This window comes from Bacillus sp. FSL K6-0069 (genome assembly GCF_038007785.1).
Taxonomy (GTDB): Bacteria; Bacillota; Bacilli; order Bacillales; family Bacillaceae_G; genus Bacillus_A; species Bacillus_A mobilis.
In genome coordinates, this window is record NZ_JBBOXN010000001.1 from 1,418,606 (window position 1) to 1,441,565 (window position 22,960).

General features: G+C 36.0%; 24 protein-coding genes, 3 riboswitches and 1 other annotated feature. Of the genes, 20 read left to right on the plus strand and 4 right to left on the minus strand.

Annotated elements, in window-relative coordinates; genetic code table 11:
- Positions 1-9: 9 nt before the first annotated feature.
- From hisE to MHB74_RS07380, 4 genes are all read left to right on the plus strand, one after another.
- The gene (gene hisE / locus MHB74_RS07365) at positions 10-333 is read left to right on the plus strand and encodes a phosphoribosyl-ATP diphosphatase (RefSeq protein WP_061678651.1); all 324 of its coding nucleotides are present in this window, start codon (positions 10-12) and stop codon (positions 331-333) included.
- A 12-nt stretch (positions 334-345) separates the two neighbouring features.
- Positions 346-1,365 (plus strand): histidinol phosphate phosphatase domain-containing protein, encoded by a 1,020-nt coding sequence (locus MHB74_RS07370; RefSeq protein WP_061678650.1) that lies wholly within the window; start codon positions 346-348, stop codon positions 1,363-1,365.
- Between the two features lie 67 nt (positions 1,366-1,432).
- Positions 1,433-1,600: a DUF4025 domain-containing protein gene (locus MHB74_RS07375; protein WP_061678649.1), complete on the plus strand. Its 168-nt coding sequence runs from the start codon at positions 1,433-1,435 to the stop codon at positions 1,598-1,600.
- A gap of 144 nt (positions 1,601-1,744) precedes the next feature.
- Entirely contained in the window at positions 1,745-2,716 is a 972-nt protein-coding gene (locus tag MHB74_RS07380) for an NAD(P)-dependent oxidoreductase (RefSeq protein ID WP_061678648.1), read from the plus strand.
- Between the two features lie 29 nt (positions 2,717-2,745).
- On the opposite strand, the gene pssA is transcribed toward MHB74_RS07380, so the two are convergent.
- Both pssA and MHB74_RS07390 read right to left on the minus strand, forming a co-directional pair.
- Complete coding sequence (pssA, locus tag MHB74_RS07385) at positions 2,746-3,447, minus strand: CDP-diacylglycerol--serine O-phosphatidyltransferase (RefSeq protein ID WP_000285414.1); 702 nt, start codon at positions 3,445-3,447, stop codon at positions 2,746-2,748.
- Between the two features lie 181 nt (positions 3,448-3,628).
- Positions 3,629-5,515 (minus strand): LTA synthase family protein, encoded by a 1,887-nt coding sequence (locus tag MHB74_RS07390; protein ID WP_061678647.1) that lies wholly within the window; start codon positions 5,513-5,515, stop codon positions 3,629-3,631.
- A gap of 254 nt (positions 5,516-5,769) precedes the next feature.
- Between MHB74_RS07390 and MHB74_RS07395 the strand changes: the two genes are divergently transcribed.
- The 12 genes from MHB74_RS07395 (at position 5,770) to MHB74_RS07450 (ending at position 16,782) form a co-directional block, all read left to right on the plus strand.
- Entirely contained in the window at positions 5,770-6,165 is a 396-nt protein-coding gene (locus MHB74_RS07395) for a DUF3888 domain-containing protein (protein WP_001228835.1), read from the plus strand.
- An 89-nt stretch (positions 6,166-6,254) separates the two neighbouring features.
- Positions 6,255-6,436: riboswitch (Lysine riboswitch) on the plus strand.
- Positions 6,437-6,616: 180 nt separating this feature from the next.
- The gene (lysA, locus tag MHB74_RS07400; protein ID WP_061678645.1) at positions 6,617-7,933 is read left to right on the plus strand and encodes a diaminopimelate decarboxylase; all 1,317 of its coding nucleotides are present in this window, start codon (positions 6,617-6,619) and stop codon (positions 7,931-7,933) included.
- A gap of 117 nt (positions 7,934-8,050) precedes the next feature.
- Positions 8,051-8,159: riboswitch (SAM riboswitch) on the plus strand.
- Between the two features lie 72 nt (positions 8,160-8,231).
- Entirely contained in the window at positions 8,232-8,375 is a 144-nt protein-coding gene (locus MHB74_RS07405; protein ID WP_061678644.1) for a YezD family protein, read from the plus strand.
- 87 nt (positions 8,376-8,462) lie between these two features.
- Positions 8,463-9,167 carry a phosphoadenylyl-sulfate reductase gene (locus MHB74_RS07410; RefSeq protein ID WP_061678643.1) on the plus strand — a complete coding sequence of 235 codons (705 nt, stop codon included), beginning with the start codon at positions 8,463-8,465 and terminating at the stop codon, positions 9,165-9,167.
- Positions 9,168-9,205: 38 nt separating this feature from the next.
- Positions 9,206-10,342 (plus strand): sulfate adenylyltransferase, encoded by a 1,137-nt coding sequence (sat, locus tag MHB74_RS07415; protein WP_061678642.1) that lies wholly within the window; start codon positions 9,206-9,208, stop codon positions 10,340-10,342.
- A 12-nt stretch (positions 10,343-10,354) separates the two neighbouring features.
- Positions 10,355-10,948 carry an adenylyl-sulfate kinase gene (cysC, locus tag MHB74_RS07420; protein ID WP_061678641.1) on the plus strand — a complete coding sequence of 198 codons (594 nt, stop codon included), beginning with the start codon at positions 10,355-10,357 and terminating at the stop codon, positions 10,946-10,948.
- 12 nt (positions 10,949-10,960) lie between these two features.
- Positions 10,961-12,583, plus strand: a complete 1,623-nt coding sequence (locus MHB74_RS07425; protein WP_061678640.1) for a nitrite/sulfite reductase — start codon at positions 10,961-10,963, stop codon at positions 12,581-12,583.
- A 10-nt stretch (positions 12,584-12,593) separates the two neighbouring features.
- Entirely contained in the window at positions 12,594-12,794 is a 201-nt protein-coding gene (locus MHB74_RS07430) for a DUF3906 family protein (RefSeq protein ID WP_000366917.1), read from the plus strand.
- 85 nt (positions 12,795-12,879) lie between these two features.
- Complete coding sequence (gene cobA / locus MHB74_RS07435; RefSeq protein WP_061678639.1) at positions 12,880-13,656, plus strand: uroporphyrinogen-III C-methyltransferase; 777 nt, start codon at positions 12,880-12,882, stop codon at positions 13,654-13,656.
- A gap of 1 nt (position 13,657) precedes the next feature.
- Complete coding sequence (locus tag MHB74_RS07440; protein ID WP_061678638.1) at positions 13,658-14,413, plus strand: sirohydrochlorin chelatase; 756 nt, start codon at positions 13,658-13,660, stop codon at positions 14,411-14,413.
- Positions 14,388-15,005: an NAD(P)-binding protein gene (locus MHB74_RS07445; RefSeq protein ID WP_001973399.1), complete on the plus strand. Its 618-nt coding sequence runs from the start codon at positions 14,388-14,390 to the stop codon at positions 15,003-15,005. The genes MHB74_RS07440 and MHB74_RS07445 overlap by 26 nt, the downstream gene beginning before the upstream one ends.
- A gap of 61 nt (positions 15,006-15,066) precedes the next feature.
- Positions 15,067-15,315, plus strand: a binding site (T-box leader).
- A 111-nt stretch (positions 15,316-15,426) separates the two neighbouring features.
- On the plus strand, positions 15,427-16,782 hold the full coding sequence (locus MHB74_RS07450; protein ID WP_000665452.1) for a sodium-dependent transporter: 1,356 nt from the start codon (positions 15,427-15,429) through the stop codon (positions 16,780-16,782).
- A gap of 26 nt (positions 16,783-16,808) precedes the next feature.
- On the opposite strand, the gene MHB74_RS07455 is transcribed toward MHB74_RS07450, so the two are convergent.
- Complete coding sequence (locus tag MHB74_RS07455) at positions 16,809-16,973, minus strand: hypothetical protein (protein ID WP_168216097.1); 165 nt, start codon at positions 16,971-16,973, stop codon at positions 16,809-16,811.
- 103 nt (positions 16,974-17,076) lie between these two features.
- Positions 17,077-18,348 carry a murein hydrolase activator EnvC family protein gene (locus tag MHB74_RS07460; RefSeq protein ID WP_061678637.1) on the minus strand — a complete coding sequence of 424 codons (1,272 nt, stop codon included), beginning with the start codon at positions 18,346-18,348 and terminating at the stop codon, positions 17,077-17,079.
- 492 nt (positions 18,349-18,840) lie between these two features.
- Here MHB74_RS07460 and gltP point away from each other — a divergent pair, with 492 nt between their 5' ends.
- From gltP to MHB74_RS07480, 4 genes are all read left to right on the plus strand, one after another.
- Positions 18,841-20,112, plus strand: coding sequence for a glutamate/aspartate:proton symporter GltP (gltP, locus tag MHB74_RS07465; protein ID WP_061678636.1), 1,272 nt, complete (start codon positions 18,841-18,843; stop codon positions 20,110-20,112).
- A gap of 66 nt (positions 20,113-20,178) precedes the next feature.
- Positions 20,179-20,697: a DUF402 domain-containing protein gene (locus tag MHB74_RS07470; protein ID WP_061678635.1), complete on the plus strand. Its 519-nt coding sequence runs from the start codon at positions 20,179-20,181 to the stop codon at positions 20,695-20,697.
- Between the two features lie 120 nt (positions 20,698-20,817).
- Positions 20,818-20,923, plus strand: a riboswitch (SAM riboswitch).
- 94 nt (positions 20,924-21,017) lie between these two features.
- Complete coding sequence (locus tag MHB74_RS07475) at positions 21,018-22,334, plus strand: Na+/H+ antiporter NhaC family protein (protein WP_061678634.1); 1,317 nt, start codon at positions 21,018-21,020, stop codon at positions 22,332-22,334.
- A 229-nt stretch (positions 22,335-22,563) separates the two neighbouring features.
- Positions 22,564-22,920 carry a lmo0954 family membrane protein gene (locus MHB74_RS07480; protein ID WP_000808634.1) on the plus strand — a complete coding sequence of 119 codons (357 nt, stop codon included), beginning with the start codon at positions 22,564-22,566 and terminating at the stop codon, positions 22,918-22,920.
- Positions 22,921-22,960 lie beyond the last annotated feature (40 nt).

Here is a 22,960-nt window from a genome sequence, read left to right on the forward strand (position 1 = left end):
GGGATACATATGGGAAACGCCTTTACATTACTATTTGAAACAATTGAAGAACGAAAGAGAAATCCACTTCCTGAATCGTATACAAATTACTTGTTTTCAAAAGGAGAAGATAAAATTTTAAAGAAAATTGGTGAAGAATGCACGGAAGTAATTATCGCATCTAAAAATAATGATAAAGAAGAATTAGTGAAAGAAATGGTGGATGTATTGTATCACTGCTTCGTTTTATTAGCCGAAAAAAATATATCATTTGAAGATGTTATGGAGGAAGTGACAGAAAGAAATGGGAAGCTTTCGCGAGTAGGGGACAGAAGAGACATAGATACATTATAAGGGGGAATATAGATGAAGGTGGATTATCACATTCATTTAGAAGAAGGGCCATATTCAATAGGGTGGTTAGCTAAAATAAATGAATCATTGCAACAGTATGAACCGCTTAAAGAAGAAAAACATTCTATGGAATGGCTTGTGAAAACACAAGAACGCCTGCAAAGACGTGTGAAAGAAGGGCCATTTACAACGAAATGGATTGATTTATATTTAGAAGAAGCTTTGCGAAAAGGTATAAAAGAAGTTGGTATTGTCGATCATTTATACCGTTTTTATGAAGCGAAAGAATACTATGAAAGATATGTCGATATTAGTGACTCTAAGCTCGGTCGTTTACAGAAGGAATGGCTAGATCAAGTAAGGGTAGCATCACTACATGATTTTACAAAGGCAATAGAAGAAGCGAAAGAACGTTGGAGTAAACGAGGCGTGACGCTTAAACTTGGAATTGAAGCGGATTATTTTATTGGTGGTGAACAAGAATTACAATCTTTACTAGCATTAGGAGACTTTGATTATGTAATTGGTTCTGTCCATTTTTTAAATGGCTGGGGATTTGATAATCCAGACACGAAAGAATATTTTAAGGAGCATAACTTATATGCTTTATATGATACGTTTTTCAAAACGGTTGAGTGTGCAGTTCGCTCTCAGTTATTTGATATAATAGCTCATCTTGATAACATAAAGGTATTTAATTATCGGTTAGATGAGAATGAACAACTTTCGTATTATAAGGACATTGCGCGTGCATTAGTAGAAACAAATACGGCAACGGAAATAAATGCAGGCTTGTACTATCGATATCCTGTGCGCGAAATGTGTCCGAGCCCACTATATTTACAAGTACTAGCTAAGCACGAGGTTCCGATTACTCTCTCCTCAGATGCTCATTATCCGCATGACTTAGGAAAATATGTGGAAGAGAATATAAAGACGTTACGCAGTCATGATATTTCACACTTAGCTACCTTTACGAAACGAGTAAGAACGATGAGATTACTGGAAGAAGAAGTATCCATTTCAAAATAATCACGATTTTTTGATGAAAACCCTCCTTTTTGTTCAAAATAAGAAAGAATAAAAAGGAGGGTAAGAAATGGCGAAACAACAAAATAAACAAAATGTACAAAGTGTACAGCAACAAGCGTATACTTCTGAAACGAATGCTACATCTCAATCCGTTATTGAGGAACAAATTAGTGATACAGTTGCAGAAGGAACGATCGATGTGAAGCTTGGAAAAGAATCGCAAGAAAAAGCATAAGAAGAGGGGAGACTTGCATCTCCTCTTTTTTTATGGAAAAGTGTCGATTTTCAAAACTATAATCAAATTCCTTGGTTTTTATATGTGGATTTCTTACAATGAAAGATAAGAGGTATCTTATTTTCTATAGAAGAGGTGTTAGTAGTGGCGAAAATATTAGTAGCAGGAAAAATTCCAGCAATCGGATTAGAACTATTAAAGGATCATGATGTAGAAATGTATGATAAAGAGGCTTTAATTTCTTTAGATGAATTAACAGAGCGTGCAAAAGATAAAGATGCATTGTTGAGCCTACTTTCTACAAAGGTGACAAAAGAAGTGATTGATGCGGCACCTAATTTGAAGATTATTGCAAACTACGGTGCTGGTTACGATAATATTGATTACTCGTATGCTGGAGAAAAAGGGATTGCGGTAACGAATACACCGAAAGTATCAACTGAAGCGACAGCAGAATTAACATTTGCACTTCTTTTAGCAGCTGCACGTAGAATTCCGGAAGGTGATACGTTATGTCGTACAACTGGATTTAACGGATGGGCACCATTATTTTTCTTAGGCCGTGAAGTACATGGGAAAACAATTGGAATTATTGGCCTTGGAGAAATCGGAAAGGCAGTTGCAAAGCGTGCGAAAGCGTTTGGAATGAATGTTTTATATACAGGGCCAAATCGAAAACCTGAAGCTGAAAGTGAACTGGAAGCAACATATGTAACATTGGAAGAATTATTACAAACAGCAGACTTTATTACAATTAACTGTGCGTATAATCCGAAATTGCATCATATGATTGATGAAGAACAGTTTAAAATGATGAAGAAAACAGCGTATATTGTAAATGCTTCACGTGGACCAATTATGCATGAAGCGGCACTTGCTCAAGCATTAAAAACGAATGAAATTGAAGGGGCGGCTCTTGATGTATTTGAATTTGAACCGAAAATTATTGAAGAGCTAAAAGAATTAAAGAATGTAGTGCTTGCTCCTCACGTAGGAAATGCAACATTCGAAACGCGTGATGCGATGGCTGAAATGGCAGTAAGAAATATTTTAGCCGTATTAAAAGGTGAAGAGCCTGTAACACCTGTAAATCAAAAAGCAGTAGTTACAAAATAAAAAGAAACCTTCCGAAATCGGAAGGTTTCTTATTTTTCTTTATTTGCTCTTTTAGACGGTCTTTGTCTAAGAAATTGAGATAGCATATACAAAATATATAGTGGAATAGCAATGAATAAGAAAACAGAAAAGTTACCGATCCCTGTTTGGTACATTGTGATAATGCTTCCAACTAAAAATAGTGTAATAATGATGCTATATCGTGGAAGTGGTACATCTTTTAAACTTGGGATACGAATGCGGCTCACCATTAAAAATGCGAACGTTACAAAGACTGTAATAAGAACGATTTTTGGAATGATATGTGAAAATAATGTTAAGAAAGCAACAAGCCCTCCCGCTGCTGTAATCGGTACCCCAGTGAAATATTTCATTGAAGTAGAAGATGGTGTTACATTAAATCGTGCTAAACGATATGCTCCGAAAAGAGGGAATAGTCCCGCTATGTATAGTCCGATGATTCCGTAATTGGAGAAAGATGTGTAATACATAAGAACAGCAGGTGCGGCACCAAATGTCACGACATCCGCAAGTGAGTCAAGCTCTTTTCCCATTTGTGAATCAACGCGTAATAAACGAGCAACACGCCCATCAAGACTATCTAACATCATCCCGATAAGTACTAAAATAGCAGCTGATTTATAATATCCTAAAGATGCATAGCCGATTGACAAGAATCCACTATATAAATTTCCGAGCGTAAATAAGTTTGGAATAGCTGCTCTATACAAAATCTGATCCCTTGCTTTCTGTAATAAATTCTTAATTAGTGTATGAAATTTTACTTATTTTATCATACCATAAATTTCTTCCTCATACGAAAGAAATTCCCAATTTGTGAAAGATTTCATAGAAGAATGATTTGAAAAATAAGTAAAAAAAGAAGCAACTTTTATAAAGTTGCTTCTAGTACTACTCAAATTTTGTTGTCATTGTTCCAGTTTTATAACGATTGTTAGGATCGAAACGCAATAAATCTCCATAAATGAGTTTATCGGAGAGTTTCAATTCAGTTTTTGCTTTTTCAATATTTGGTTGGCATAATGAAATGTCAGCTTGTTCACCTGTATTTCGTTTATAGCACATGTTTTTTGTATACACATAATCTTCCGAAACGAAGCTACCATCACGCATTACCATAAGTGGATCTTTCTCTTTAATAAATAAGTCAGTTCCAAATTCAACGGATTGATTTGTTTTAATACCAAGTAAATGAAGTAGCGTTGGTTTAATATCAATTTGACCAGATACTTTAGAAATGACTTTTCCTTCTTGACCAGGTACATGAATAATGAGAGGGACGCGTTGTAATTGCATAGAATCAAACGGTGTAATAGAGTCTTTTCCAAGGAACTGGGCCATAGCAGCATTATGGTTTTCTGAAATGCCGTAATGATCTCCATAAATGACAATAACAGAATTATCATACAGTCCTTCATCTTTTAACTGTTTAATAAATAATTTAAGAGCTTCATCCGTGTAACGAACGGTTGGGAAGTAGCGGTTTACAACACCACTTTCCGAATTAAACTCATCAACATATTGATCTTCTGGATTTAGAAGAAATGGAAAATGGTTTGTTAAAGTAATAAATTTTGTATAGAACGGTTGTGGTAAAGATTTTAGCTTTGGAATCGATTGTTCAAAGAACTCTTTATCTTTTAATCCCCAGCCGACAGACATTTGTTCTGTGCCTACGTAATCATTTAAATTAAAGTAACGATCATATCCGAGCGCAGGATACATTACATCACGATTCCAAAACGTTTTATCGTTTGAATGGAAGACAGCAGAAGAATATCCGTATTTCTTTAATTGCTCTGGTGTAGCTGTATATTCATTTGTTGCGTGAGTAAAGAATACAGAACCGCGGTCTAACGGATAAAGTGAATTTTCAACGATAAATTCAGCATCAGAAGTTTTACCTTGTCCCGTTTGATGATAGAAGTTATCGAAATAAAAACTATCTTTAATAAATTCATTTAAAAATGGAGTAATTTCTTTTCCATTTATTTTTTTATTAATAACAAAACTTTGTGTAGATTCCATGGAAATCAAAATAACATTTTTACCTTTTGCAGCTCCAAATAAGTTTTTATCAACTTGCTTATCTTTTGAGTCTGTATAGTTTTTAATTTCAGAGAACCCATCTCCACTTGCAAATACACGTTCAGCTGAAGATTTAGATTGAAGTGTAATATCAAATAGATGATATGTGTATAAACCTAAATTTTTCACGACTGTTTGACGATCAAATGAGCGTGAGAACATTTGTGGTTTATAAATAACGGAAACAACAATTTGTAGTGCTAATAAAGCTGTTACACCGCTAAAGAAAGTTCGCTTCTCAGAGCGTGAAAGTGGCGTCTTGTCACAAAATGCCGGGAATTTACGTGAAAGAAACATTAAAATAATCGCATCTGCAAATAAAAGTAATGTTTTGTACGTAAAGAGTTCTTTTATACTCGTCCCTAAATCAGCCATATTATTTGTTTGGAATAAAACTGGGAATGTAACGAAATCGTTATAAAACCCATAAAACATTGCATTTCCAAATAAAATAAAGGACAGTATAAAACTGATTCCAACTATAATGCGGTTTCGGTGTTTAGATGCAAATAAAGCAAAACCGAAAAATAAAAGTAACGCAGCTAGTGGATTAATAAAAAGCATAAATTCTTCAAAGAAATTATCGATTTTAATATCAAATGCTAGCTTGTACACAATATATGTTTTTATCCATAATAAAACGACTGCAACGAGTGCAAATCGCAGTTTTGGAAACAGACGTTGTAGCATAATATACTCCTCTCCTAAAAAGCATGACCGTTCTTGTGAGCTGGTTTGATTAGCACCTCATTTTATATATACGAACAGTCCTTTATTATTATGTTTATTATACTATGAGTATCATTATACGAAAATAAAAGAGAGTTGTGGGCTTTTTTATAATAATTGAGTAGAAAAAGGGCAGTAGGAGACAATAAAACGGAGTTTCTATGTATGATTATTATCGTGTGCAGAAAGAATCGTGTAACAATACGGAGGTTATCATGCGAAAATTATTATATTTTATAGTATGCAGTAGTGTTATACTTTTTGCTTCACCAAGTGTGTCGGTAGCCCAATATGATGCACCTCTTATGGAAGATGCCCTTTATTCTGTTTTGTTTCCGAAAATAAATAAAGCAATTGAAAAACAATATGGGAGCTTAAAGCCTTATCAATGTCCTAAAATTATTAGTTTAAAAAAAGTATATAGCGGTACATATTTATTTCAAGCGGTTATTGAAGTGACGAAATATGAACAGGTTGGTGGGAAAATTGTTCCGCCATTTGAAAAAGTAACAATTACTTTTAATAACGAAGAAGGCGAATGGGAAGTGACAAAGATTTTAGTAAAGCGCTTACCAAATGATACGAAATTAAACTGTAAAAAAACAATATAAAAAATTGTTTGACAAATAAAATGGTCCTTTGGTATTGTTAATAGCAACAATTAGATGTTTGAAAATTAAATAGACTTACCTCATCTACTCTCAAAGGTAGAGGCCGCAATAGGAAAGAGTAAGCTATGGGAGATTTAATGGAATCTGCGATCATAGGTTGAAAGGGACTATTGCCGAAATATAAGAATAACCATCTTATTCATATATTGGGACTACATTGAATAAATGTAGTACTGTCATAAGATTTCTTTTATGGAGAGCTATTTGGAGATGTTGATGCGGTTTCTTATTTTGAGGAGATAACAACTCGTTTATTTTTTCAATATATATTTTTCCTAATAAGAAACGCGTGTGAACATTGTTCCGCGCGTTTTTTGTCTATCTAAAAGCGTGCTGCAATGAATAGAAGATTGGGGTTATGAGTTTTAGAGGAAATAAGGGAGGAATTCAAATGTATTTACACGGCACAAGCCGAATCAATGGGCAAGGACACTTAGAAATTGGAGGGTGCGATACGACGCAGCTAGCAAAACAATACGGAACACCACTTTATGTATACGATGAAGAGTCTATTCGAGGAAAGTGCCGCGCGTTTCATCGTGCTTTTAAAGAAAGTGGGTTCTCTTATCAAGTAGCATATGCAAGCAAGGCGTTCTTGTGCATGGAGATGTGCCGAGTAGCTCGTGAAGAGAATATGTCATTAGATGTTGTTTCTGGAGGGGAATTATATACTGCGCTTCAAGCGGGATTCCCAGCATCGCGTATTCATTTTCACGGCAATAATAAAACAGAAGAAGAGATTGTGATGGCACTTCAGGCGAATATTGGTTGTTTTGTTGTCGATAATTTCTTAGAGTTAGAAATTTTGCATGATTTAGCAGTGCAACATGGGAAATTTGTGAACATATTAATCCGTGTAACGCCTGGAGTAGAGGCGCACACACATGAATATATTACAACAGGTCAAGATGATTCGAAATTTGGGTTTGGAGTTTCAAATGGTCAAGCGATGCAAGCAATTGAGCTTGCTTTACAAAAATCAAATTATGATGTGTTAGGAATTCATTCACATATCGGATCGCAAATATTTGAAACAGCTGGATTTGTTCGAGCGATTGAAGTTCTTCATCAATTTTTAGAAGAAGTGAGAGAGAGCGCGAACTATGTAGTAAAAGTATTAAATGTGGGCGGAGGATTCGGAATACGCTACACAGAGTCAGATACACCATTAACTCTCGAGACATATGTGCGAGCTGTAACAAGTGCAGTGAGGGAACAGTTTACAGTATGTAATTATCCCTTGCCGGAAATATGGGTTGAACCAGGCCGTAGTATTGTAGGTGATGCTGGAACGACAATTTATACAGTTGGATCTGTGAAAGATATTCCTGGTATTCGGAAATATGTATCAGTGGATGGTGGAATGACTGATAATTTAAGACCTGCTTTATATAACGCTCGTTATGAAGCGATGTTAGCGAATCGAGGAAATGATGAGAACGAGGAAGTCGTTTCGATTGCTGGGAAGTGTTGTGAGAGTGGAGATATGTTAATTTGGGATATTACTCTACCGAAAGTTGCTTCTGCCGATTTATTAGCAATTTCTTGTACAGGGGCATATGGGTACTCGATGGCAAATAATTACAATCGGATTCGTAGGCCAGCTGTTGTCTTCGCGAAAGGCGGCACATCACAAATTGTTGTAGAGCGCGAAACATATGAAAATATTATTGGGAACGATCGCATACGTATTAAAGAATTTGTGTAAATGGGGAAAAGGAGTTGTTCGGATGGGCAATTCCTTTTTTGTAAAAATAAATTAATTAAAATATATCGGAAAACTAGGATTGAAAAAAATCAGAATTGTGATAAAATACAAATACAAAGCTTATCAAGAGAAGCGGAGGGAACTGGCCCGAAGAAGCTCGGCAACCTGCTTATAGAAAGCAAGGTGCTAAATCCAGCAAAATGGAATCCATTTTGAAAGATAAGGTAAAATATATTACCGAACAGTCTTTTCGAAATGGGAAAGATTTTTTTTATGAATAAAAAGGGGGGCTGTTCGCGTGAGTGTACGGGGACATTTTGAGGAAGTGTCTGAGAAAATTGAAGCGATGCTTGCTGATATGAAATATGGTTCAATTACAATTGTTGTGCAAGATGGAAAAGTTATTCAATTAGAGAAAAGTGAAAAGGTACGTTTAAAGTAAAAAGCGCTGACTAGAAAAACTAGAGGCGGTTTTAACCTATTTTGATTAGGTTAAAACCGTCTTTTTGCTTTTACAGGGGGAAAAAACATGTTGACGTATGAAACGTGGGAAGAAAATAATGTTTCATTTTCAGAAGAAGATGAAACAAAAGGCGCGCTATCTGTTTTAAGTTGGGCTTATAAAGAATATGAAAGTGAAATTGTATACGCATGTAGCTTTGGAGTAGAAGGGATGGTATTACTGCATCTTATAAACCAAGTAAATCCATCTGCTAAAGTTGTATTTTTAGATACAAATGTTCATTTTCGAGAAACGTATGAATTAATTCAAAAAGTGCGGGAACGATTTCCTTTATTAAATATTATAGAAAAACAACCGGAACTTACACTTGATGAACAAGCGAAGTTGCATGGTGAGAAATTATGGGAAAGTAATCCGAACCTTTGTTGTAAAATTAGAAAAATTTTACCGTTAGAAAAATCGTTAGCAGCGGAAAAAGCGTGGATATCGGGCTTAAGGAGGGAACAATCAGAAACGCGTAAGCATACAAAGTTTATAAATCAAGATCATCGTTTTCAATCTATTAAAGTTTGTCCACTCATTCATTGGACGTGGAAAGAAGTATGGCGATATGTATACAAACATAGCTTGCCGTATAACCCGCTGCATGATATTGGGTATCCAAGTATTGGGTGTGAGAAGTGTACGTTACCTGTAGGTGAGGGTGGCGATTCGAGAGATGGTAGATGGTCTGGGAAAGTGAAAACAGAATGTGGTCTTCATTACCAATAAGATGAATTCGAAAATAAAGCTAAGAGAGGGTATAGAGAATGAGTACAAGAAACGAATTAATAAATCGTATAGACGAGACTTACGACGTATCACAAATCGAAAAAGAAATTCAACTAGACAACATTGCGTTAAGTGATTTAGAGCTATTAGCGACAGGGGGATATAGTCCGCTCACTGGTTTTTTAGGAAAGAAAGACTATGATTCGGTCGTAGAAACGCTTCGCTTAGCAAACGGAAGCGTATGGAGTATACCAATTACATTACCGGTAACGGAAGAAGTGGCAGAAAGTCTAAAAGCTGGAGAAGAAGTAAAGCTTGTTAATAGTGGAAATGTATATGGTGTCATTCAAATAGAAGATATTTTTGTACCTGATAAAGAGAAAGAAGCATTACTTGTATATAAAACGACGGATGAGGCTCATCCAGGAGTGAAAAAATTATATGAACGACCGAACGCTTATGTCGGTGGAGCGATTATTCTTACGAAACGATTTGAAAATAATCAGTTTCCTTCTTATCATTTAGATCCAATTGAAACGAGGGAAGAATTTAAAAAACGTGGTTGGAAAACAGTAGTCGGATTTCAAACGAGAAACCCGGTACATCGTGCTCATGAGTATATTCAAAAATCTGCTCTTGAAATTGTAGACGGTCTCTTTTTGAATCCGCTCGTCGGGGAAACGAAGTCGGACGATATTCCTGCTGATGTAAGGATGGAAAGCTATGAAGTATTACTTCAAAACTATTATCCGAAAAATCGTGTCTTTTTAGGTGTATTTCCTGCAGCAATGCGTTACGCAGGGCCGAGAGAAGCGATATTCCATGCATTAGTTAGAAAGAATTTTGGATGTACCCACTTTATTGTAGGGCGCGACCACGCTGGGGTAGGAGATTATTACGGTACTTATGAAGCGCAAGAAATCTTTACAAACTTTACAGTGGAAGAGTTAGGGATTACACCGCTATTTTTTGAACATAGTTTTTACTGCACGAAATGTGAAGCGATGGCTTCGACGAAAACATGTCCGCACGGAAAAGAGGATCATGTCATTTTGTCAGGTACGAAAGTAAGAGAGCTATTAAGAAACGGTGAGGTTCCGCCGAGTACATTTAGTCGTAAAGAAGTAGTGGAAGTGCTAATTAAAGGTTTGAAAAAAGAAGTAGTAACAGAATAGGGAGAGAATGAGATGGATACAAATATTACTTGGCATACAGCATCTGTTTCAAAAGATGAGAGAAGAGTAAAAAATGGGCATCATAGTTTTGTCATTTGGTTTACTGGTCTATCAGCTTCAGGTAAATCTACGGTGGCGAACGCGGTTGCTCGTAAACTATTTGAAAAGAATATTGGAAACTATGTACTAGATGGTGATAATATACGCCACGGTTTAAATAAAGACTTAGGTTTTTCTGAAAGTGATCGTATGGAAAATATAAGAAGGATTGGCGAAGTGGCGAAGCTATTTGTAGATCAAGGTACTGTTGTTCTTACCGCGTTTATTTCACCATTTCGAGTAGACCGAAAACAAGTGAGGGATTTATTAGCTGCAGATGAGTTTATAGAAGTGTTTGTAAAGTGCCCAATTGAAGAGTGTGAGAAGCGTGATCCGAAAGGGCTTTATAAAAAAGCAAGACAAGGTGATATTAAAGAGTTTACTGGTGTTGATTCACCGTATGAGGAACCAGAGCAAGCAGAATTAATTGTAGAAACGCACAAGTATTCTATTGAAGAATGTGCAGAACAAATCGTGAAGTACTTACAAGAGCGTAGTTTTATATAGGGGGATTAAAAAATGAGTTATGAAAAAGTATGGGCTAACAATGAAAAATTAAATCAGACTGAGAAAAATAAATTAAAAAAAGATGGATTGGAAATCTTTAATGATATTCCTTACTATGCAGAGAATGGCTTCGAATCTATTCCGAAAGAAGAGTGGGACGCATTCAAATGGGCAGGGTTGTATTTACAAAGACCGAAAGAAGCTGGTTATTTTATGATGCGTGTAAATATTCCTTCAGGGATTATTACGAATGCACAGGCAGAAGTGCTTGCTTCTATCGCTGAGGATTACGGGCGTGACGTAATAGATATTACAACAAGACAGGCGATTCAGTTTCACTGGTTAGAAATTCATCAAATGCCTGATATTTTTAAACGATTAGCAAGAGTTGGATTATCTTCAGCTGGAGCTTGTGGTGATATAACGCGTAATATTACAGGGAATCCACTTGCTGGCATTGATGCAAATGAGCTGTTTGATACAACTGGTATTGTGAAAGAGGTATATGACTATTTCCAACATAATGAGGAGTTTTCTAACTTACCACGTAAATTTAAAATGTCTATTAGTTCTAATATTTATAATTCAGCAAACGCAGAGATTAACTGTGTTGCATTTACACCTGCTACGAAAGAAATAGATGGTGAGAAAAAAGTTGGTTTTCATATAAAAGTAGGCGGTGGATTATCAGCTCGTCCATATTTAGCTGATGAATTAGATGTATTTGTTTTACCAGAAGAAGTGAAGGCGGTAGCAATTGCGATTGCTACGATATTCCGTGATTTTGGATACCGTGAAAAACGTCATTTAGCTCGTTTGAAATTTCTTGTTGCAGACTGGGGAGCAGAGAAATTTAAAGAGAAACTAATAGAGTATACAGGACCATTGCAAAGTAAAGGGGAAAGTGCTCTAAAAGGCTGGAATGCGGGATACTTTTATGGAGTTCAAGATCAAAAACAAGATGGCCTTAAATATGTAGGTTTTAATGTACCGGTAGGACGTCTACATGCAGATGAAATGTTTGAGATTGCGAGAATTGCTAAGCAGTATGGAAATGGACAAATTCGCACATGTAACTCGCAAAACTTTATTATTCCGAATGTTCCGCCAGAAAATGTAACGGGTTTATTAAATGAACCATTGTTTGAAGTAATATCAGCAAGTCCGAAATCGTTTATTGGTCATGCGGTTTCTTGTACTGGTATTGAATATTGCAATCTTGCATTAGTAGAAACGAAAGAAAGATTACGCAAAATCGCCGAATACTTAGATACACAAATTGCACTCGATGTTCCGGTTCGTATTCATATGGTAGGATGCCCGAATTCATGTGGTCAACGTCAAATTGCTGACATTGGATTACAAGGGGTGAAAATGAAAACGAAGGAAAAAGGGATTGTTGAAGCATTTGAAATATACGTAGGTGGAACGTTGTTAGATGGCGGTGCTTACAATCAAAAGTTAAAAGGGAAAATAGATGGCGAGGATCTACCTGATGTACTTGCATCATTTATAAGTTATTTCAAAGAGAATAAATTACCAGCTGAAACGTTTTATGATTTTGTTGGTCGTATCGGTGTAGACACACTACAAATAGCGTTAAATACCGTGTTAGAAGAAGTACTAGCGTCTTAGGAGGGACAATATGGATTTATATCGATTTGAAGCCGTGTTAGTGAATAGTATTGTTCCGATTGTTGTTGTTGCTCAAAGTGAAGAACAGGCATTTAAGCTCGCGGAGATGGAGCTTGAAAAGCATTTTTTACCGCTGCCAGAAGTAAAGGAAATTTCTCTATTTGAAAAAAAGAAGATTCGAAAAGGGGCGGCATTTGTTATTCATGAGTAGGGAACAGGTAATAGGAAATGATGAAAACTTCCATTCGTATATAAGGATGGAAGTTTCACTTTAATAGTAGAAATGAGGAGAGATGATGGGGAAGGTTTATATCGTTGGAGCAGGTCCTGGTGATCCAGATTTAATTACTGTGAAAGGATTAAAATGTATTGAGAAAGCAGACGTTATTTTATACGACCGTCTCGTAAATAAAGAGTTGCTTTCATACGCAAAGTCTGAAGCGGATTTAATTTATTGCGGAAAACTGCCAAATTATCACACGATGAAGCAAGAGACAATTAACACGTTTCTTATTAAATACGCGAAAAAAGGAAAAGTTGTAACGAGGCTAAAGGGCGGGGATCCATTTGTATTTGGTAGAGGGGGAGAAGAAGCTGAAGCATTAGCGAAGCAAGGTGTACCGTTTGAAATTGTTCCTGGTATTTCAGCTGGAATAGCTGCTCCTGCTTATGCTGGTATTCCAGTGACGCATCGTGATGCGAGTGCAAGTTTTGCTATTGTGACGGGGCATAGGAAAGAAGATGCTGAAGAGGAAGTGAAGTGGGAACATTTAGCGAAAGGTGTAGAGACGTTAGCCGTATATATGGGGGTTAGTAATTTGCCCTACATATGTGAACAACTGGTGAAACATGGAAAAGATACAAGTACGCCTGCTGCTATTATTGAGAGGGGAACGACTTCTATGCAGCGCACAGTTGTCGGGACGCTAGGAACAATTGTAGATGTCGCGAAAAAAGAACAAATTCAAAATCCGAGCATGATTGTAATTGGAGAAGTGGTCCGTTTTAGAGAAAAAATCCATTGGTTTGAGAAGCAGACAGAAAGTGCGTATCAAGTAAGCGGAGTGTTATAAAATGAAAGCCATCTTATATATATGTCATGGAAGTCGTTTGAAAGCAGCTAAAGAAGAAGCGGTTGCATTTATTACGTCATGTATGAATCGTGTAGAGGCAAGTATTCAAGAAGTTTGTTTTTTAGAGTTAGCGAGTCCAACTATTGATGAAGGGTTCCGTACATGTGTGAACCGTGGTGCTACAGAGATTATTGTTATTCCGGTTTTTCTATTAGCGGCAGGTCACGTGAAAAAAGATATCCCGTTTGAATTAGAAAAGTTAAATAATCAATTTTCAAGTGTTAAAGTGACCTATGGTAATCCGTTTGGTGTATCAGAAACACTCGTTAAATCAGTGTATAACGGAAGTGGGATCGAACAGGAAGAGACGAATGAAGTGACGTTACTTCTCGTTGCAAGAGGGAGTAGCGATCCTGAAGTATTAAAGGATATAAACTGGATCGCTTCTTTATTTCAAACGGAAGAGAAAATTAAAAAAGTAGAGGTTTGCTATTTAGCAGCTGCCGAGCCGAAATTTGAGGAGAAGTTAAAGGAAGTTGTAGAACGAAAAGAAAAGAACATTGTTGTGCTGCCTTACTTGTTATTTACCGGTTTACTTATGAAACATATTGAAAAAGAAGTGCGCCAATATGAGTCGGATGAGATAAAAATAAGTCCGTATTTAGGAAAGAATGAAGCGTTTCAATATATGTTAATTCAGAAAACGAAGAAATTATTGAAGGGAGATCAATATGTATCCACTTACAGTGCGAGTTGAGAAGAAACGTGTTGTTGTCATTGGAGGAGGAAAAGTCGCGGGATTCAAAATTATTCCTTTATTAAAACAAGGTGCGGATATAATTGTGATAAGTCCTGAATTGGATGCGAATTTAGTGAAACTTGTGGAAGAAAAGCAAATTCGTTGGTATCAAAGGGAGTATGAAAAAAGTGATATTCAAGGTGCTTTTTTAGTTGTTGCAGCGAGTGGTGATGCTGTATTAAATGAACAAGTTGCTGAAGATAGTGCAGAGAATCAATTAGTAAATGTTATTACGAACCCGGAAAGTGGGAATGTTCATTTTCCGGCGGCGATTCATCGTGGATTACTGAATGTGGCTGTTTCTACTGGAGGAGCGAGTCCGAAACTTGCAAAAAAAATCCGTGATGATATCGCAAATAAATATGATGAGGCGTATGAATCATATCTTGATTTTTTATACGAAGTTAGAATTAAAGTGAAAGAATTACAAATAGAGAAACAGCAGAGAAATATATTGTTGCAAGAAGTATTAAAGTCGGTATATGTTCAAAATGAACAAAAAAGAGAATTGTTTTTACAAGAATTAGAGAGAAGAGTTCATATAGGATAATGAAGAAATTGTACTTTACAACTATAAAAATATAATTTATAATCACAAGTAACTTCAATAGATAAAATCGATGAGCAAGAAGAGTACGTATATTTGATACGGTCAGAGAGCTGGGGTAAGGTGTGAGCCCGGTACGATAAAATATACAGAATGGGCTTGCGAGAGGTATGTTGAACATTGTAGTAGGCAACCCGGGTTCCGCCGTTAAAAGGATAGAGTATCGGAATTTTTCCTGTACTTGAACAAGTGGGATTTATCAATCCAATTGAGGTGGTACCACGGTATTTACATTACATATATCGTCCTCTACATGCATATTTGCGTGTAGGGGGCTTTTTTATTTTCTAAAGGAGGTGTGCGAGTATGAAATGAAAGTGTATAATTAATAAAAGTTTAAATATTCAGAAAAGGAGAAATTATGATGAAAGAAACACAGCAATGGACGTCGAAAATAGGCTTTGTACTCGCAGCAGCCGGAGCCGCAGTAGGTCTTGGTGCCATATGGAAATTTCCATATGTTGCAGGTAATGGTGGGGGAGGCGCATTCTTCCTTGTATTTCTACTATTAACTTTATTTATAGGTATGCCGCTTCTTTTAGCTGAATTTGTTATTGGACGTAGTACGCAAAAAGAGGCAGTTACAGCATATAAAGTATTGGTGCCAAATAGTAAGTTATATCCTTGGATTGGTCGTATGGGAGTTGTTACTTGTTTTAGTGTACTATCTTTTTATAGTGTTGTAGGTGGATGGATTTTACTGTACTTATATTATAGTGTTACAGGAAGCTTCTGGAATGGTGTTGTTGATTACGGGAAATTATTTGGTGAAACGATTTCAAATCCAGTAAGCGCGATTGGAGCGCAATTTATTTTTATGCTTTGCACTATTTTTGTTGTAAGTAAAGGTGTAGAGAAAGGGATAGAAAAAGCAAGTAAGTATATGATGCCGCTATTATTTATTTTGTTTATTGCGATTATAGTTCGTGCTTTAACACTTGATGGTGCTTTTGCTGGGGTAGAGTTCTTCTTAAAACCAGATTTTTCAAAGCTGACAGCAGATACGATTTTATACGCGATGGGACAATCGTTCTTCTCGCTAACAGTAGGTGCTTCAGTAATGGTCACGTATAGTTCATATTTAAAGAAAGAAGAACATTTAGCTAAATCAGCAACATCTATTGTAAGTTTAACTGTTTTTATTACAGTGCTTGCAGGATTAGCAATTTTCCCAGCGATTTTCGCATTAGGCGTTAAGCCGACTGAAGGACCAGGACTACTGTTTATCGTCCTTCCAGCAGTATTTGCGAAAATACCATTTGGACAATTTTTCTTCATTATGTTTTTAGTTTTATTCTTCTTTGCAACGTTAACATCTGCGATTTCTATGCTTGAAATTGTAGTAGCATCTGTTGCGAAAGATAATGAGAAAAAGCGTCCGTCAGCATCATTATTAATTGGTATTCTTATTTTTGCAGTTGGAATCCCGTCAGCATTATCGTTTGGAATTATGAGTGATGTGAAAATATTTGGTAAGACATTCTTTGATTTCGTCGATTTTTCGGTAAGTAATGTATTACTGCCGCTTGGCGTACTAGCCATCTCGCTATTCGTACCAAATAAAATGAGTAAAGAAATGCTAATGAAAGAATTAGAAGTTACAGAAACGAAAGGGAAAACATTATTTAACATTTGGTTCTTCTTGCTTCGTTATGTTATTCCGGTAACTGTAATTATTGTATTTTTAAATGCGATAGGCGTATTTAAAATGTTTGCATAAAAAAAGACGGAGAATTCTCCGTCTTTTTATTGTGTTGGAGGTGTATTTAATAAGCGATTGTATGCTTTGTAGGCTGTGACGACTGCGAGGAATGATCCGATTAAAAATAACGCTGAACCGCCAAACGTAAATATCCGGCCGATATATGTCTCTCTAGCTTCTTCTATTTCTTGTAGCAATTGTGTATTCATAGTTGATCACCCCGTAAACTATAGGCATTTAGTTATAGTCTATGTGGAAAGCCTATATTGTGTGAAGTATAAATAAAAAACTCGGTATGCACCGAGTTTTTTTCTATAATCCGATATAAGGAGATGGATCAACTGCATTTGTTTTGCCGACATTCCATTCTCCAAGGTGAAGCTCGAAGTGTAAATGTTGTCCGTATGATTGGCCAGTGTTCCCCATAAATCCGAGTTGAGTACCTTGTTTTACAGTTTGTCCATTTGATACAGAACGGCTACTCATATGAGCATATACTGTTGTGTATGTTTTTCCGTTTATACGGTGAGATAAGTACACAACATTTCCATAACTAGATGATAATTCTGAGCGAATAACGACGCCATCTGCAGCGGCTATAATTGGAACAGTTCCTGAAGCTGCGATATCGATTCCTTTATGGTTATCTATAGAGCGCACGCCAAATCCAGAAGTTTTTGATCCGGCTGCTGGTTTAATAAAACCGCCAATATTTGTATCGTGTGGTGTTGGAGCTGCTTGAGCTGTTTGAGCAGATGTAGTAGCTTGTTTGCGAGCTTCCTCTGCCTTACGTGCCTCTTCAGCCTTACGAGCTTCTTCCGCACGTTTTTCTTCTTCAATTGCTTTTTGAACGGCTTGACGCTGATTTTCTAAAATACCTTTAGATTCTTCTAACCCTTCAATCTCTGAATCTACTTTTGCTACTTTCGTATGTAGATCGCTAATAAATGTTTGCTGCTGTTGTTGATTCGTTTGCAACTCTTGTTGTTTTTGAACTAATTTCTGTTCAGCTTCTTTTAGTTGTTGCTCTTTTTTCTCAACAGCCTCTTTTTCTTTCGTTACAGCATTTTGATCAGTTGTTTGTTTTTTCACAATATCAGTATCGTTGTTTAAAATTAAGCTTACAGAGTACATATTATCAACAAGATCAGCGATATTTGTAGAAGTTGTTATTACCTCTGTAATAATATTTGTACGAGGTTTTTCTTGCATAGATTGTAAACGTTGCTTAATAACTTCCTGACGTGTATCTATGTTTGTTTGTAATTGCTCTATATGTTTCTTTTTTTCAGCAATTACTTGTTGTGTTTTACTAATTTCTTTTTTTGTATCGTTTAATTCAGCTTCGTTTTTATTAATAGAAGTAGTTAAATCGTCAATTTTCTTTTGTAATTCTTGAATTTCTTTTTCTATTTGGTCTTTCTCAGCTGATTTATTTTGTAAGTCATTTTGTTTTCCTTCTAATTCAGATTGAATATTAGATAATTTATCTTGATTCGTTTCAGCGTATACGGGTGAAAGTAGCGGAGAAACAAAAATCGTTCCTGCTGCTAAAACACTAAACGCTGCAAATTTCTTTTTCATGGTTGTCTGGCTCCTTTCCCTATGAATGTTATATATCATAAGAAGAAGAGTGTCTATCGTTGTAATCATAATGTAAAGAAAATTTTATAAAATTGCTAAGTTTTGTCGGAATTTATCATCTTTTAATGATAATTGTCATGTTGGATGCACTTTTTTGTTCGTGTAACAAGGATGTATTTTTTGGTTTTTGTTGTAAAATAAAGGGAAAAATATTTGTTTTATATAATTAATTAGTAGATAGGAATCCAATAAAACACTGATAAGGAATCGTTCTCATGTGAGGTTTTCTGACATGGGTTTTGTTTTTGTCAAGAAAATTATTTGCGTTCGGGCAAACTTATTTTGTTGTCAGATTTTAAATTTTGATTTATGATTTTTAACAGGGACAAAATGTAGTGAATTGTCGAATAATATGTAATACTCTTAATTTCAAGTTTTATAGATATAGAATGAGAGGTAGAGTGACACATCGAAGAGGGGGTTACAACAAGTATGAAAAGAATAGGACTTGCATGGCAAATATTAATTGGTCTTGCGCTAGGTATTGCAGTTGGGGCGATTTTCTTTGATAATCCAGCTGTTGTGAAGTACTTACAACCAATTGGTGATATTTTTATCCGATTAATTAAAATGATCGTTGTACCGATTGTTGTAGCAAGTATTGTTGTTGGGGTTGCTGGTGTTGGCGATGTTAAAAAACTAGGTCGACTAGGCGGAAAAACAATTATTTATTTTGAAATTATTACAACACTTGCAATTGTTGTGGGTCTATTAATAGCGAATATTTTCCAACCAGGAAAAGGCGTAAATATGGACCAGTTAACAAAGACAGATATTTCGAAATATACACATACGACAGAGCAGGTACAAAGTCATTCATTTGCAGATACATTTGTAAATATTGTTCCAACGAACATTATGAAGTCATTAGCTGACGGAGATATGCTTGCTATTATCTTCTTCTCTGTATTATTTGGTTTAGGTGTAGCAGCAATTGGTGAAAGAGGAAGACCGGTTCTTCAATTTTTCCAAGGTGTAGCTGATGCAATGTTTTACGTGACGAACCAGGTTATGAAATTCGCACCATTTGGTGTATTTGCACTAATCGGTGTTACAGTTTCTACATTTGGTCTTGCGTCATTAATTCCATTAGGTAAATTACTAATTGTCGTCTATGGAGCAATGATCTTTTTCGTTGTAGTTGTCTTAGGACTTACAGCGAAAATATTTGGAATTAACATTTTCCAATTCTTTAAGATTTTAAAAGACGAACTGATCTTAGCATACTCTACAGCAAGTTCAGAAACAGTTTTACCGAAAATCATGGAGAAAATGGAGAAGTTCGGTTGTCCGAAAGCAATTACATCTTTCGTTATTCCGACAGGCTATTCATTTAACTTAGATGGATCAACTTTATATCAAGCAATTGCGGCTATTTTCTTAGCGCAAATGTACGGTATTGACTTATCTATTTCTCAACAAATTACATTATTACTTGTATTAATGGTTACATCAAAAGGTATTGCGGGTGTACCGGGCGTATCGTTTGTTGTATTATTAGCAACACTTGGTACAGTAGGTATTCCAGCTGAAGGTTTAGCCTTCATCGCTGGTATTGACCGTATTTTAGATATGGCTCGTACAGCAGTTAACGTTGTAGGTAACTCTTTAGCAGCTGTAGTTATGTCTAAGTGGGAAGGTCAGTATGATGCTGAAAAAGGACAGGCCTATTTGAAAGAAATTTCTAATAAGCAAGCAGCTTAATTATAATTTGAACAAGCTCTCACATAATATGTGGGGGCTTTTCTATATAGAAGGGAAGCGGACGTAATGAAACGTAAATATGGTGACGGTTCTTCGTGGAAGCGACTAATAGAGAAAGATTATACAGTTAAGCAAATAGAAGAGGGAATGCTAGGAATACTGGAAATAAAAAAGGTGAGAGAACCTAGTTGTAAAGAATATGATGGTAAAGAACTTTGTATTGCGGGGAATCAGTATACGTGGATTCAATATTTCGTAGACGGGAAAAACTTTGCGATTACAGCTATGTTAGATGATCAGAAAAAATTAGTGCAATATTATATTGATGTGGCGAAAGAATATGAAATAGACGATCGTGGTTTACCTTATTTTGATGATTTATATTTAGATGTAGTGTTATTACCGAGCGGTAATATTTATGTACTAGATGAAGATGAGTTAGAGGATGCTTATCAAAGTGGCGATGTTACAAAAGAAGAGTATGAGTTAGCTTGGTACACTACGAAATGGATCATAGATGCAATAAAAAATAGTGAATTTTATTGGATTTCAATATTGGAAGAAGAAATCAAAAAGTTAAAATGATTATTGTATTCAAATTTTTGCATAATTACCAAAAAAATCTATACAAAAAATAATTGACTTTTGTTTTGTAAGCGAGTAAAGTTAGGGAAGAAATTATTATTAAAAAATAAATATGAAACCTTCTTATAAAGAGAGGCGGAGGGACTGGCCCTACGATGCCTCGGCAGCGGACTCGATTTCAGAGTGCTGTGCCAAATCCAGCAAGCATGTGCTTGAAAGATGAGAAGAGCGTTTCTTATAGATGTATAAGACCTCTTCTCATTGGAAGAGGTCTTTTGTTATTCATTAGAAAAAGGTTGAAACTAGGGAGAGATGGTACTTTGAAAGAAACGAGAGGAAATGGTTTGGCTTTATTACCACTTGGGATATTTTTGGCGCTATTTATTGGTTCTGGAATTATTACAGGTGATTTCTATAAATTGCCGATACTTGTAGCAATTTCAATTGCTGTAGGGGTCGCTTTAGCAATGAATCGTAAAGAAAGCTTTAATGTAAAAGTAGAACGATTTGCTAAAGGTGCAGGCAACCCAGATATTATGATTATGGTTCTAATTTTTGTGCTTGCAGGAGCGTTTTCTGAAACAGCAAAAGGGATGGGTGGCGTTGATTCTACAGTTAACTTAGCGTTATCCATTTTACCGCAAGGATTTATCGTAGCTGGAATTTTTGTTATAGGGGCATTTATTTCATTAGCGATGGGAACTTCAATGGGAACAATTGCGGCATTAGCACCAATTGCTGTAGGTATTAGTGGGCAAACTGATATCTCAATTGCACTTACGATGGCGACAGTTGTTGGCGGAGCGATGTTTGGTGATAATTTATCATTTATTTCAGATACAACAATCGCAGCTGTACGTTCACAAGGAACAGAAATGAAAGATAAGTTTAAAACGAACTTTTTAATTGTATTGCCAGCAGCGATTATTACAATTGTATTATTAGTAATCATTACTTTAGGAAGCGATACGCAGGTTAAAGCACATAGCTTTGACTGGATAAAGATTTTACCGTATGCAGGAGTACTTATTACAGCGCTACTTGGTTGGAATGTACTTATTGTGTTAACTGGTGGGACTGTATTATCCGGCGTTATCGGTCTTTTAGATGGAAGTTACACGTTAGAGAGTTTCTTTAAAAGTGTAACGACTGGAATGGGCGGTATGATGGAGTTAGTATTACTTGCTATTTTAATTGGCGGTATGGTCGAACTGATTCAATATAATGGTGGCATTCAATATTTAATGAATATTTTAACGCGTAACATTCGTTCGAAAAAAGGAGCAGAGTTCGGTATCGCTGGCTTAGTGGGGATGACGAATATGTGTACAGCGAATAATACGATTTCTATTATCTTTACAGGCCCACTTGCGAAAAACATTGCAGATCAATATGAAATTGATCCTCGTAAATCAGCGAGTGTATTAGATCTTTTCTCATGTTGTGTGCAAGGATTAATTCCGTACGGTGCCCAAATGTTAACGGCAGCAGGATTTGCGGCGTTATCTCCGGTTGAATTGTTACCATATGCGTTTTATCCAATCTTAGTTGGAGTATGTGGAGTCATTTCTATATTAATTGGTTTCCCGAGGTTTTCTAAAGTGACGGGAAAGAAAGAGTATCATAAAACAGCATAATGAAAAATGAAGTTTATGAATCGTAACGAAAGCCGTACAGAGAATATTCTCTGTACGGCTTTTTATGTGCGATAAAAAAGTGAATCAGCTTATCTTACCGTATGTTTTTACAAAAGGCTGAATGTAACTCGGTCTTAAGTCTGAGTTAAAAACGGTTCTTAAGCTCGTTATGGAAAGATGAAAAAATAGTTAAGATAAGAGTATCAAATCGAAGGGAGGCAAGCACAAGATGAAACAATTTCTAGCGTTTATCGCGGCTGGTATTTTAGCTTTAATTGCTCTTGGCAGTCTTGCTGGTATTATAGGGTTCGCAATTGGAGCAGGAGTTGTGTACTGGAGCTATAAATCATTTGTGCGAGCACAATCATTTTTTGGAAAGTTAGCTTGGGGTATTGTTGGTTTGATCGGCTTGTCCATCGCCCTTTCTCATTCCCCAGCACTAATCGGTATCGCAGCATTAGTAGTTTTATACTACGGATACCGTGAGTGGAAAAAAGAAAAAAATGTAGTTGTTGATTCTGCACCAGAAAGTTCTAAACCATATAGCAACTTTGAAGATGAGTGGAACAAGTTAATGAAAAACTAATAAAAAATTAATAAAAATCAAATTAAATTTATAAAGTAGA